The organism is Arsenophonus endosymbiont of Apis mellifera, from assembly GCF_903968575.1.
GTDB lineage: Bacteria > Pseudomonadota > Gammaproteobacteria > Enterobacterales > Enterobacteriaceae > Arsenophonus > Arsenophonus apicola.
The window spans coordinates 38,499-52,532 of the sequence record NZ_CAJCFU010000029.1 but is presented as its reverse complement, the minus strand read 5'-3'; the positions used below and the strand labels follow the sequence as shown (position 1 = coordinate 52,532).

Genomic DNA, 14,034 nt, shown 5'->3' with positions numbered 1-14,034 from the left:
ATCAGTCCGCCAATTCCAAAATCTTTTTAACTAGCTGTGAAAAAGTCATTCCGGCTTGTTTCGCAGCCATGGGTACCAAACTATGACCGGTCATTCCCGGTGAGGTATTAATTTCTAGTAAATAAAAAATACCATTATTATCTCTCATGACATCAACACGCCCCCAACCAGTACAACCAACCGCCTTATAAGCTGCTAACGCTAATTCATTCAATTGCTCTTCTTCTTCAGCTTTTAACCCACTAGGACAGAAATATTGTGTCTCATTAGAGAGATATTTTGCATCATAATCATAAAAAACGCCTACTGGTTGAATACGAATTGAAGGCAGTACCTGCTCGCCGACAATTGCCACCGTATATTCGGGCCCATTTAGCAATTTCTCAATCAGCACCTGTTTGTCATAACGAAAAGCAAACTCTAGCGCTATTCTTAATTCAGACAAAGTGGTTACTTTACTCATACCAACGCTTGAACCTTCAAGGCTTGGTTTTACAATAAGCGGTAAACCCAAATGACAAACTGACTCAAAAAGCATTTCATCTGACAAGATGGCTAACTGTTGTTTGTCTAGTGCAATATAGGGTGCAATCGGCAAACCTATACCCGCCCATAACTGTTTAGTACGTAACTTATCCATTGAAAGTGATGAAGCTAGAACACCACTGCCGGTATAGGGTAAGCCTAAAAATTCTAACACCCCTTGCACCGTCCCATCTTCACCACCGCGACCATGTAAGGCAATAAAAACTTTATTATAACCGGCTTCTTTTAATTTGATGACAGCAAAATCTTTAATATCAACTGGATACGCATCTATTCCAGCATCACGTAGGCCATTCACTACTGCTTCACCCGATTGCAGTGACACCTCTCTTTCGGCCGAATTTCCGCCCAAAAGCACGGCAACTTTATCAGCCATGATACTTTTCCTCACTGGTTGATAGTGGCCGTAAATTTGTATCAGCCAAATTACGTGCTATTTTGCCGATATTCCCAGCTCCCTGTATAAGTATCAGGTCGTTATCTTCTATAATTTTTGCTAATGTTTCACTAATTTGGTCATGCTCTGCGACAAAAATAGGATCTAATTTGCCTCGATTGCGAATTGTCCGACATAATGATCGACTATCAGCACCAAGGATAGGTTCCTCTCCTGCCGGATAGACATCTAACATGACCAATACATCTACCTGTTCTAAAATATTGGCAAAATCATCATACAAATCACGCGTACGCGTATATCTGTGAGGTTGAAAAACCATCACGATACGTTTATCTGGCCATCCTTCTTTTGCTGCTTTAATAGTAGCATCAACTTCTGTTGGATGATGACCATAATCATCCACCAGCATAACGCTACCTTTTTTACCATTAACATCAGTTAAAGGAAAATTGCCTAACAAATCAAAACGGCGCCCCGTTCCTTGAAATTTTTTTAATGCCGTTAAAATAGCTCTATCATCAATACCTTCTTCGGTTGCTACCGCAATAGCCGCAGTCGCATTTAATGCATTATGACGCCCTGGTGCATTCAAGATGAAAGCTAAATCTGCTCGATTTTCGCGCGCTACCGTAAAGAAACCTTGATTGCCTCGTTGCCTATAAGATGTAATGCGGACATCTGCGTCATCACTAAAGCCGTAAGTAGTTATATAACGACCTATTTGCGGTAGCAGCGAACGCACCACCGGATCATCAATACATAATACTACCCGACCATAAAATGGCAGATTATGGAGGAAACTGATGAAAGTCTGTTTTAATTTTTCAAAATCACCATCATAAGTTTCCATGTGATCTGCTTCAATATTTGTTATAACAGCGACTAGCGGTTGCAAATGTAAGAAAGAGGCATCACTCTCATCGGCTTCTGCAATCAAATAGCGGCTAGTACCTAAGCGCGCATGTACCCCTGCCGCTTTCACCAGTCCACCATTGATAAACGTCGGATCTAACCCTGCCTGGGCATAAATACTGGCAATCATCGCGGTGGTAGTCGTTTTGCCATGAGTTCCTGCGATAGCAATTCCATGACGAAAACGCATCAATTCCGCCAACATTTCAGCGCGTCGAATGACTGGAATACGAGCTTCCCGTGCTGCAATAATTTCTGGATTATCCGCTGCTATTGCGGTAGAGACGACAACAACGCAAGCATTTGCTACATTTTCTGGCCGGTGATTAAAATAAATTTTTGCCCCAAGCTCTATTAATTGCTCAGTAACCGTGTTAGGCAACAAATCAGAACCGCTAATTTCATAACCCTCGTTAGCCAATACTTCAGCAATACCACCCATGCCAGCACCACCAATGCCAACAAAATGGATATGCTTAACCCGACGCATTTCGGGCACTGTTGCTCTTAATTTGGCTAATTGTTGTGTATTCACTATATTCTCTTCACTATTTTCTATCGCTGATTTCAACATTCTTCAATGTAAAATCGATTTCATTTAGCAACTTCAATTAAGGTTGCCGCTACACGTTTCGTTGCATCAGTAATCGATGCCGCTCGAGCTTTTTTGGCCATGTCTAATAACTGTGGGCGCGACCATTGATTTAATAGCGTTACCAACGCATCGGTTGAAAACTGCGCCTGCTCAACAATTTTCGCGGCACCCGCCTTCTCTAACGGTAATGCATTCCAGTACTGCTGCCGATCTTTATGCTGGAAAGGAACAAAAATTGCCGGTAAGCCGGCAACAGCAACTTCACTAACCGTTAAAGCACCTGCGCGGCAAATGATGATATCAGCCCAAGCATAAGCCGCAGCCATATCATCAATAAATTCAGTTACTTTATAATTATCTGATTTACCACATAAATTTTTATATAAAGTTTCCGTCATTTGTTGAGCACCTTTACCCGCTTGATGCCAAATGGTCACTTTTCCATCTAATTGAGCAGCCACTTCGGGTAATGTCTGGTTTAAAATTTTTGCTCCTTGACTACCACCTATCACTAGTATTCGAATAGCACCATCACGATCAATTAAACGTTCTTCAGGCTCAGGTAATGCTAATACCGCTTCACGAACTGGGTTTCCTACGACCGTAGCATTAGGGAACGCACTTGGAAATGCCTGTAAAACACGCTTGGCAATTTTCGCTAACCAACGATTGGTTAAGCCTGCTACCCCATTTTGCTCATGCAGTACAATTGGAATATTACATAGCCAAGCAGCAACACCGCCCGGGCTAGAAACATATCCCCCCATACCTAATACGACATCAGGTTGATAACGCTGCATAATCACTTTTGCCTGCTTTATAGCTTTAATAATTTTAAACGGCGCTAGCAGCAATGCTTTAAAACCTTTACCACGTAAACCTGAAATGTTTATAAATTCAATCTCAATGCCGTGCTTAGGAACTAAATCTGCCTCCATTCGGTCAGCAGTGCCTAACCAGCGTATATCCCAGCCTTGTTGCTTTAGATAATCAGCCACCGCTAGTCCCGGAAAAACATGTCCTCCGGTACCCCCTGCCATCACCATGAGGCGTTTTGGTTGGCTCATTTCGTTCTCCTTACAAATGCTTGCGCTCTCTTAAGGCGTGTTTCAAAGTCGATACGTAACAAGATAGCAATGGCAATAAACATAATTAATAGACTAGAGCCACCATAGCTAATTAGCGGTAATGTCAATCCTTTAGTTGGTAACATTCCTGCTGCCGCGCCAACATTAACCAGCGCTTGGAAAGTGAACCAGATACCAATTGAACAAGCTAAATAACCCGAAAAATGTTGCTTTGCATCTAACGCCCGTTTGCCAATCATCATACTGCGAAAAGCAACGAAAAATAACATTAATAGCACTAATACAACACCGATATAACCGAGTTCTTCCGCTAAAACCGAGAAAATAAAATCAGTATGGGCTTCAGGCAAATATTCTAATTTTTGAATAGAATTACCTAAACCTTGGCCCCATAATTCACCACGACCAAATGCCATCAAAGATTGTGTTAATTGATAGCCGCTACCAAAAGGATCTGCCCATGGATTGAGGAAAGAGGTTATTCGACGCAAGCGATAAGGTTCAAAATAAATTAAGCCAATAACACCTACCGCACAAATAACAATACCAATAATAAACGGCGCTAATCTCGCCCCCGCAAGGAATAGCAATGCTAAAGTTGTCACAACCAATACAATTACTGTACCTAAATCCGGTTGCAATAGCAGCAGAATAGCCATCAATATTAGAATGCACATCGGCTTAATAAAGCCCAAAAAACGTGTTCGTACCTCATCGGTTTTTCTGACTAAATAACTGGACACATAGCAGAATAAGGCTAGTTTAGCGATCTCAGCTGGCTGTATACGGACAATACCAGTATTAATCCAGCGAGATGCCCCATTAACTGAACTTCCGGCAACCAGTACCACTAATAACAGCATTAAGACGATGATTAATAATAAAAAGTTATATTTTTCCCACCAGATCATTGGCATATTTAAGACTGATAAAGCTAAAACAAATGATAAAGCTAGATAGATAACATCGCGTTTGGCAAAGAAAAAAGGATCTTGCGTTAGACGCTGTCCAACCGGCATTGAAGCAGATGTCACCATAATAAAACCAATTATAGCTAGACCTATTGTTAGCCAAACCAAAGTACGATCATAAAGGATCGTGTCTAGAACATCATTATCAGGCTCACCGTTAGCCCAATTTTTCAGCTGTTTGAAGTTAAATTTCATCATTGACCTAACTCCTTCGCTAATTGGCTAAATCGTTCACCCCGTTGCTCAAAGTTACGAAATTGATCGAAGCTGGCACAAGCCGGTGAAAGTAGCACCATATCACCGTCTTTCAATTCAGCTGCGATGGCGCGTAGGCATTGTTCCATTGTATCTAGTAGCAAACTATTTGGTTTTAACTGTGCTAATTGATAACCATCACGGCCAAAACAGCATAATTTAATATTTTTTGCTGCGATATAGGGTTTTAATGGTGAAAAATCTGCCGATTTTCCCTCTCCACCCAATAATAAATAAAGCGTACCAGCGACTTGTAAACCTTTTAAAGCGGCTTCAGTACTGCCAACGTTGGTTGCTTTAGAATCATTTACCCATTGAATACCTTGATGCTGATGAACTAATTGGCAACGATGAGGTAAGCCGGCATATTGAGTTAATGCCGCTAAACTAGCTTTACGCGGAATCTTTACTGCATCCGCTAAAGCCAGTGCAGCCGCTCCATTAAGATAGTTATGCTGCCCTACTAACCGTATTTCAGCGGTATTAATAATAGGCTGCCCTTTTATATGTAATTCTTGGCAACGGGTATTTAATTGATAATCGCCGCTATTAATGCCAAAACTTATACAACGAGCATCACGTCCGAGTGATGGCCAGGTTTGTGGATCTTGTTCATTAATAATACAAACTTTAGCACCAGTATAAATTCGTAACTTGGCCGCACGGTATTGTTGAACACCGAACGGATACCTATCCATATGATCTTCTGTCACATTTAATATAGTTGCTACCGCAGCCTGTAAACTGGATGTTGTTTCCAGTTGAAAACTAGAAAGCTCTAATACATATAGATCATAATCTTTGGCTAATAATGCCAGCGCCGGTGTCCCGATGTTACCACCAACTGCCACTCGCCAATTAGCTGCTTTTGCCATTTCACCAACCAATGCTGTAACCGTACTTTTACCATTAGAGCCAGTGATAGCAATGATAGGTTTATGCGTTTCACGACAAAAAAGCTCAATATCACCAATAATTTCAATACCCTTATCTGCTGCTATTTTTAATTCTGGGGTAGCAAGCGAAATACCCGGACTAGCAACAATCAAATCAGCTGCCATTAGCCATTCACTATTCCAACTGCCACAGTGGCAGTCGACTTCGGCAGGCAATTTATCTTTACCTGGCGGTGTTATTCGGGTATCAATGACGCGTGGCACAACCTGGCGAGAGAGAAAAAAGTCGACACAAGATAGACCTGTCTGGCCTAACCCGATTATAACGACTTTTTTGCCCTGATAATTAGCCATTTTATTAACGTACCTTTAATGTTACTAACCCAATCAATACCAACATTAATGAGATGATCCAAAAACGCACAATAACTCGGGGTTCAGGCCAGCCTTTTAATTCGTAATGATGATGGATCGGTGCCATGCGAAAAATGCGTTGCCCACGCAGTTTAAATGATCCTACTTGTAAAATTACCGATAAAGTTTCAACGACAAACACACCACCCATAATCAATAATAAAAATTCTTGCCTTAGTAAAACTGCTATTGTCCCCAATGCACCACCTAATGCCAACGAGCCAACATCCCCCATAAAAACTTGCGCAGGATAGGTGTTAAACCATAAAAATCCCAAACCGGCACCCACAATTGTCGTACAAACCACGACTAATTCACCTGCATGGTTGATATAAGGAATTTTTAAATAGTTAGCAAAATTAAAATTACCCGTAGCCCAAGCCACTAGTGCAAAGCCGGCCGAAATAAAAACCGTTGGCATAATAGCTAAACCGTCTAATCCATCAGTTAAATTAACTGCATTACTTGTGCCGACAATCACAAAATAAGTCAGTAAAATATAAAACAGGCCAAGTTGTGGCATGACATCTTTAAAAAAGGGTACAACCAATTGAGTGACTGCCGTATCCTTACCGATGCTATATAAAGCAAATGCGACACCCAAAGCCAACACGGATTGCCAGAAATATTTCCAACGAGCGATCAATCCTCGGGAATTTTTACGCACCACTTTACGATAATCATCAATAAAGCCAATAACACCATATCCCAACAAAACGACTAATACGCACCAAACATAGGGATTATTTAATCGCGCCCATAACATGACTGAAATTACAATAGAAGATAAAATCAACACACCTCCCATGGTAGGTGTGCCGCGTTTACTAAAATGCGATTCGGGACCTTCATCACGTACAACTTGACCTATTTGCAATTTTTGCAAAAAGGAAATCAAATGAGGTCCCATCCATAACGCAATCACCAAAGCCGTTAACAAACTGGTAATAGCCCGAAATGTCAAATAGGAGAAAAGATTAAAGCCAGAAAAATATTTAACTAAATATTCGGCTAACCAGACTAACATAAAAAGCACTCCTGTAAGGCGTGTACAACTTCTTCCATTGCTGTACTGCGCGAACCTTTAACTAAAACTGATACGGTTTCGTGTTCTTTTATTAATGGGATCAGTTTCGCAATTAACTCTTTTTTAGTAGCAAAATGCTCACCACAACCGCTGTGCTGGCTAATAATGACACTTTGTTGACCGACACTTAACACTCGATCAAGTTTCATTTGGCGAGTCGCCTCACCGACCTCCTGATGACATTTTTCAGTCTTATCGCCTAATTCCCCCATATCACCAACAACCAAAATACGGTAGCCGGGCATTTGGGATAAAACATCGGCGGCAGCAATCATAGAGCCGGTATTAGCATTGTAAGTGTCATCTAAAATAAGTTTACCGGGCGCTAGATGAATCGGATATAAACGCCCTGTTACTGGCCGAACATGTGCCAAACCAAGACTAACCTGCTTAAGCGTTGCCCCCACTGACATTGCTAACGCGCTCGCCGCTAATGCATTGGCAATATTATGTGTACCTGGCAAGGGTAAAAATATTGAGATCACACCAGTTGGTGTATGCAGCTCAAATTCGCTACCTGTTGATTTGGTGGTAATATTTTCCGCATAAAAATCAGCCTGTTGCTGTTTTGTTAGCGAAAAACGCCAAATGGTTTGTTGTTGCTTAAAATACGATTGCCAATTTTTCCAATCATGGCTAGCCAAATTAATAACCGCTGTTCCTTGTTCTGCTAATCCCTGAAAAATCTCGCCCTTTGCTATAGCAACACCGGCAAGTGAACCAAAACCTTCAAGATGGGCAGCAAATAAATTATTGACTAATACGCTATCCGGTCTAACCATATTAGTTGTATAGGCAATTTCACCAATATGATTGGCTCCCATTTCAATCACTGCATACTGGTGCTCTGCCGTCAAACGAAATAACGTTAAGGGCACACCAATATCATTATTCAAATTACCTTCAGTAAAAAGTGTCCCGCCGCATTGAGAGAGAATGGCGGCCACCATCTCTTTAACCGAGGTTTTGCCAGAAGAACCCGTTAGCCCAATAACCTTAGCTTTACTATGCGATCGAACCCAAGCGGCTAACTTTCCCATTGCTAAGCGCGTATCTTCAACAACAACTTGCGGACAATGAATAGGTAATGGCCGCTCAACTAATAATGCGCTAGCACCCGCCTCAGTAGCCTCTTTAGCAAAATGATGACCATCAAAATGCTCACCCTTTAAAGCAATAAACAGACCATCAATGGGTCGCTGACGACTATTTGTTGTTACCGCATTAAGCCACAAACTGGCTGCCTGTCGATCATTTATTTGCTGCAGGGCACCTTGTGTCACAGTAGCCAAATGCTTCAATGAAATAGGGATCATGCCATCACCCCCAATAACCGTGCTACCGTCAAGCGATCGGAATAATCGAGCCGACGATCACCAATAATTTGATAATCTTCATGCCCTTTACCGGCGATTAATATGACATCATCAGCATTTGCCTGCATAATGGCACTAGTAACTGCTTCCACTCGCCCGACAATCGGCATTGCCCGCCCAGCGTCAAGAAAACCGCTTAAAATATCATTAATGATGGCTTTTGGCTCTTCACTACGTGGATTATCATCGGTTACTACCACAATATCAGCATACTGTTCAGCCACACTCCCCATCAATGCACGTTTACCCTTGTCGCGATCACCACCACAACCAAATACACACCAAAGTCTGCCACGACAATGAAGACGGAGCGCACTTAATGCTTTTTCGAGCGCATCAGGAGTATGAGCATAATCGACCACAACAGTTGGCCGTCCTGGTGAAGTGAAGACTTCCATTCGCCCACAAACTGGTTGTAAGGCATGCGATGATTTTATTACCGCATTAAATGGATATCCCATCATTAACAGTGTCGCCATGGCCAGCATGACATTATTGACATTAAAAGCCCCCATTAATGGGCTTTCTAGCGATCCTTTTCCCCAAGTTGAATTAAAATGAATAGTCGCCCCACTATCATGATACTCAACCTGTTCTACTAATACCCAAGACCCTTGCCAATCAGTAGGTATACGCTTCTCCATCGAAACAGCACATGCCTGTGGCAATCTTTCAAGCCACTGCAAACCCGTATCATCATCCACATTGATAATCTGTTTATCAGATTTATGGGTTGAAAATAATAACCATTTTGCCGCTGCATAATTTTGCATATCACCATGATAATCAAGGTGATCACGACTTAAATTAGTAAATACAGCAGCGGTAAAAGGAATAGCGGCAACACGACTTTGCACTAAACCATGTGAGGAGACTTCCATCGCAACTAAAGTAGCCTGCTTATCAACCAACAACTGCAATTCAGCCTGAATATCAACCGCTGAGCCGGTGGTGTTTTCACTAGGTACAATCTGTCCTAACATTCCGTTACCCACCGTGCCCATTACAGCACTGACTTCGCCCAGCCCTTTTGCCCACTGAGCAATAAGCTGAGTTGTGGTTGTTTTACCATTGGTTCCTGTTACACCAATCAATCGCAACTTTGTGGCTGGATGTTGATAAAATTCGCCTGCTAACAGTGATAATTGCTTATTCAGTTCATTAATATAAATGACTGGAACACCATGCAGATATCGAATCGTTCCAGCTTCTGTTTCTCCTTGTGCTTCAGCAATGATTGCGGCGACACCTTGCGCTATCGCTTGAGAAATATATTGCCGTCCATCTGTTTGATGGCCTTTAACTGCTAAAAATAGGTCTCCTGCCGCTACCTTACGGCTATCAAGCGTCATTTCTCGTAGCACCTTATCTGGCGCGTTAACACCCAGTGGTGCAAGTAAATCGCGTAGATTACGATCTGCCACCTGTATCCTCTTTTATCTTGTTGATTACTAATTCATTATCATCTGAGGTCAATGCATCAGGCTCTACATTCATTAAACGTAAAACGCCGCCCATAATGGTTCCAAATACGGGTGCAGAAACAGCACCTCCGTAATATTTACCGGCTGTGGGCTCATTGATAATCACAACCAGGGCATAGCGAGGGTTACTTGCTGGTGCCACTCCAGCCGTATAAGCAATATATTGATTAATATAGTGACCATCATTGCCAACTTTTTTTGCTGTACCAGTCTTAATTGCTATTCGATAACCCTTCACTGCGGCGCGGACACCACCACCACCAGGCAATGCGACACTTTCCATCATGTGAACCACTGTCCGCATAATCCCCTCAGGAAAAATACGAGCACCTGATACCGGCGGATCAACTTTTGTAATTGATAGCGGACGAAAAATACCAAAACTACCAATTGTTGCATAAACTCGCGCTAACTGTAATGGAGTGACCATTAACCCATAACCAAAAGAAAAGGTGGCCCTTTCAAATTCAGACCACCGCGTTTTTTTATTAGGAAAGATGCCACTACTTTCCCCAATTAATCCTAAATTTGTTGGTTTACCTAAGCCAAAGCGGGCATAAACATCCACCAGCTCATCCGCAGGCATGGCTAATGCTAACTTTGAAACACCCACATTACTTGATTTTTGTAAAATACCGGTAACTGATAATTCACTATACCTTGCTACATCTTTAATTTCATGACCACTTATCATATAGGGTTGAGTATTTAACACACTATTGGCTTTAATAATTCCATTATTTAAAGCACTGACAATCACCATTGGTTTGACCGTTGAGCCGGGTTCAAATACATCGGTGATCGCTCGGTTACGCATAACTTCAGTTGGGGTACCAGCAAGATTATTCGGGTTATAGGATGGACTATTGGCCATCGCCAAAACCTCACCCGTGTGAACATCTACCAAAATAGCAGTACCTGACTCAGCTTTATTTTCCATTACACTGTGCGTTAATTCTCGATAAACCAACGACTGTATGCGTTCATCAATACTTAATACCAAGTCGTGAGCAACTTGTTTATCAATGGAAGAAATATCTTCGATAACGCGCCCATAACGATCTTTACGTACTATCCTTTCGCCTGGCGCTCCCGTTAGCAGATAGTTAAAGCTTTTTTCAATCCCTTCAATTCCCTGCCCATCAATATCTGTCACCCCAATTAAATGAGCAGCTACTGGACCCGAAGGATAATAACGACGCGACTCTTTACGCAGATAAATACCTGCTATTTTTAATTTGCCAATATATTCACCAACCGATGGATTCACTTGACGAGCTAAATAGACAAACCGACTGTTAGCGTTAAGACTAAGTTTATGGTTGACTTGTTCTAGCGGTATCCTTAACTCATCCGCTAATGCTTGCCAACGTTCATCATTGGTTAATCCACCATTTTCATAAATTATTTTCGGATCAGCCCAAATAGCATAAACCGGAACACTTACTGCCAGTTGGCGTCCCTCACGATCACTTATCATGCCGCGTGCAGCCGTCACTTTCTGAACGCGAAGCGAACGCATATCACCTTCTCTAACCAGCTCTTCCTGATTAATAACTTGCAAATAAGTAACACGAACAATCAGACCAATTAATGCTAATCCTATACCCGCGCACAATAGCAAGAAGCGCCAGCTGACATAGCTGACTTTTTCTTCGTACCGTCGTCTATACTTCACTGAGCGCGCAGGCTTCATGTTGTTTACCTATCTACTAAAGCTATTTTGCAATCACAATATGTTCTTGCGTCGGATCTACATGGATCATTTGTAGCTTTTCTACCGAAAGGCGCTCAACTCGACTATGATTTCCTAATGAGTTCTCTTCCAAAATCAAATTGCGCCATTCTATATCTAAAGATTCTTTTTCTTCTGTCATCAAATCCTTTTGTGCCGTTAATAACCGTGTTTGGTGACTGACGGTAACAATTGAAATTGCTGATACAATAATCACTATCAATAGAATCAATGGGACAGCTCCGTGCCGAAAAATATCATAAGCAATGATCCTAATTAAGCTATATTTTTCCGCTGTCATTATCGTTCCAACATTTCAGCAAAACGCACAACTGAGCTTCTTGCTCGTGGGTTTTCGATAACTTCTCTTGCTGTCGGTTTCATTTTGCCTAGTACCTTCAATATCGGTTTACCAATCGCTTTTAATTGCACATCGGTTAATGGTAATCCGACTGGGACTTTTGGTCCTCTGCTATGCTCTCGGATAAAACGCTTAACCAGCCTATCTTCCAATGAGTGAAAACTAATTATCGATAGCCGTCCCTGTGGTGCCAATATATTTAATGAATCCTCTAGCGCTTTTGCTATTTCTTCCAATTCGCTATTGATATATATGCGAATTGCCTGGAACGATCGTGTTGCTGGATGCTTATGTTTTTCCTTAAAGGGACTAACTTGCGCTATCAATTCTGCCAGTTGTTTTGTCCGTGTTAATGGTTCCTCTGCTGAATGATGGTTGCGAGCCACAATCGCTTTTGCAATTCTTTTGGCAAATCTTTCTTCACCATAAGTTTTCAATACCCAGGCTATATCTGATTCTTCCGCCTTCATCAACCATTGTGCAGCAGATTGACCTGTTGTCGGATCCATTCGCATATCTAATGGTCCATCACGCATAAAAGAAAAACCTCGCTCTGGATCATCTAATTGCGGTGATGAAACACCTAAATCAAGCAATACGCCATCAATCTTGCCCACTAATCCCTCTTCTACAATAAATGTTTGCAACTGAGAAAAAGAACCATGTTTAATTGAAAATCTGTTATCAGTAATCATTTTTTCAGCGGCTGCCACTGCATCGGGATCACGATCTAACGCTATCAAACGCCCTTCACTACCTAACCGAGAGAGAATTAATTGAGAGTGCCCTCCCCGGCCAAATGTACCGTCAACATAAATGCCATTTGCTTTTATATTCAATCCATTGACTGCTTCATCAAGAAGCACACTGATATGTTTAAATCGACTGTCTGCCATATTAAAGAGATAGATCCTGTAGCCGCGTTGATAATGGTTCATTTGCGCTCTGCTCAGCTTCAATATCTGCCTGTATTTGCTGATACCAAGTCTGCTCATCCCATAACTCAAATTTATTAATTTGGCCAACCAGCATGACTGCCTTTTTGAGCCCTGCCTGTTGACGCAGGGTATTAGCGAGCAAAAGACGACCTGCACTATCCATCTGGCATTCACTAGCGTGTCCAAGTAATAAACGCTGAACACGGCGTTCAACCGGATTCATCGTAGAAAGTTGTGACAGTTTTTTTTCGATAATTTCCCATTCAGGTAATGTATAAAGTAATAGGCATGGCTGATGAAGGTCGATAGTAAACACCATCTGCCCTTCCGACTCCTCGTTCAGCATACCGCGATAGCGCGTGGGCACGGTTAATCGCCCTTTGCTGTCGAGATTGACGAGTGTTGCGCCACGAAACATATCTCTTCAACCCTTATATTACAAAAATCACCACATTACACCACAATTTCCCACTTACTATAGAGTTTACGAAGGGTATGAAAATCTTGTCAAGCAAGAGCCACTGTGCTTTAGTTTTATTTACAGAATAATGTTGGAAAATGATTGGGTGGGTTTTCTGACGAGTAAAAAATTAAAAACAATTAACATTATGATAAAATTGCATAAATTGATTTTTTATACTTATATTCACTGTCGAAACTTATTTATTTCGCAAAAAAAGAAATAAAAACTAAAATACACAACCAATGCTTTATTTTAAATCAACCTTCAGATAACACTTTATCCATATAAATAACAATTAATCAAACTTCCCAAAAATTATTTGCCGCAAAATTTTAAAATTTACATTATTTATCAGTATATTACACATACTGATAAATATACAGTAATTTTTTATATCGCTAATCGTATAAAATCTATACGTTAAATAGAAAAATATTCTATATCTGTCGGTGACTATTTTATGTGTAAATCTTAATATTCGAAACAATTTTATTAAGAATTGTCTGAATTATT

Annotated in this window: 12 protein-coding genes; all 12 read right to left on the bottom strand. The window is 41.3% G+C overall.

Features of this window, described 5'->3' with window-relative positions:
- Position 1: 1 nt before the first annotated feature.
- From H1X92_RS02705 to mraZ, 12 genes are read right to left on the bottom strand one after another with little or no spacing between them, the layout of a single operon-like run.
- Complete coding sequence (locus H1X92_RS02705) at positions 2-922, bottom strand: D-alanine--D-alanine ligase (RefSeq protein WP_180558730.1); 921 nt, start codon at positions 920-922, stop codon at positions 2-4.
- The gene (murC, locus tag H1X92_RS02700) at positions 915-2,393 is read right to left on the bottom strand and encodes a UDP-N-acetylmuramate--L-alanine ligase (RefSeq protein ID WP_180558729.1); all 1,479 of its coding nucleotides are present in this window, start codon (positions 2,391-2,393) and stop codon (positions 915-917) included. Before murC ends, H1X92_RS02705 begins: the two co-directional genes overlap by 8 nt.
- Before the next feature lie 59 nt (positions 2,394-2,452).
- A complete protein-coding gene (murG, locus tag H1X92_RS02695) occupies positions 2,453-3,520 on the bottom strand; it encodes an undecaprenyldiphospho-muramoylpentapeptide beta-N-acetylglucosaminyltransferase (RefSeq protein ID WP_180558728.1) in 1,068 nt (355 codons plus the stop codon).
- Positions 3,517-4,710, bottom strand: coding sequence for a cell division protein FtsW (gene ftsW / locus H1X92_RS02690; protein WP_180558727.1), 1,194 nt, complete (start codon positions 4,708-4,710; stop codon positions 3,517-3,519). Before ftsW ends, murG begins: the two co-directional genes overlap by 4 nt.
- Positions 4,707-6,017: a UDP-N-acetylmuramoyl-L-alanine--D-glutamate ligase gene (gene murD, locus H1X92_RS02685; protein WP_180558726.1), complete on the bottom strand. Its 1,311-nt coding sequence runs from the start codon at positions 6,015-6,017 to the stop codon at positions 4,707-4,709. Before murD ends, ftsW begins: the two co-directional genes overlap by 4 nt.
- 4 nt (positions 6,018-6,021) lie before the next feature.
- The gene (gene mraY, locus H1X92_RS02680) at positions 6,022-7,104 is read right to left on the bottom strand and encodes a phospho-N-acetylmuramoyl-pentapeptide-transferase (protein ID WP_180558725.1); all 1,083 of its coding nucleotides are present in this window, start codon (positions 7,102-7,104) and stop codon (positions 6,022-6,024) included.
- Entirely contained in the window at positions 7,098-8,480 is a 1,383-nt protein-coding gene (gene murF, locus H1X92_RS02675) for a UDP-N-acetylmuramoyl-tripeptide--D-alanyl-D-alanine ligase (protein ID WP_180558724.1), read from the bottom strand. Before murF ends, mraY begins: the two co-directional genes overlap by 7 nt.
- Positions 8,477-9,964: a UDP-N-acetylmuramoyl-L-alanyl-D-glutamate--2,6-diaminopimelate ligase gene (murE, locus tag H1X92_RS02670; RefSeq protein ID WP_180558723.1), complete on the bottom strand. Its 1,488-nt coding sequence runs from the start codon at positions 9,962-9,964 to the stop codon at positions 8,477-8,479. Before murE ends, murF begins: the two co-directional genes overlap by 4 nt.
- Positions 9,951-11,720, bottom strand: a complete 1,770-nt coding sequence (gene ftsI, locus H1X92_RS02665; RefSeq protein ID WP_180558722.1) for a peptidoglycan glycosyltransferase FtsI — start codon at positions 11,718-11,720, stop codon at positions 9,951-9,953. Before ftsI ends, murE begins: the two co-directional genes overlap by 14 nt.
- 22 nt (positions 11,721-11,742) lie before the next feature.
- On the bottom strand, positions 11,743-12,060 hold the full coding sequence (gene ftsL / locus H1X92_RS02660; protein WP_180558721.1) for a cell division protein FtsL: 318 nt from the start codon (positions 12,058-12,060) through the stop codon (positions 11,743-11,745).
- On the bottom strand, positions 12,060-13,016 hold the full coding sequence (gene rsmH, locus H1X92_RS02655) for a 16S rRNA (cytosine(1402)-N(4))-methyltransferase RsmH (RefSeq protein ID WP_180558838.1): 957 nt from the start codon (positions 13,014-13,016) through the stop codon (positions 12,060-12,062). Before rsmH ends, ftsL begins: the two co-directional genes overlap by 1 nt.
- A gap of 1 nt (position 13,017) precedes the next feature.
- Entirely contained in the window at positions 13,018-13,476 is a 459-nt protein-coding gene (gene mraZ / locus H1X92_RS02650; RefSeq protein ID WP_180558720.1) for a division/cell wall cluster transcriptional repressor MraZ, read from the bottom strand.
- Positions 13,477-14,034: the final 558 nt, after the last annotated feature.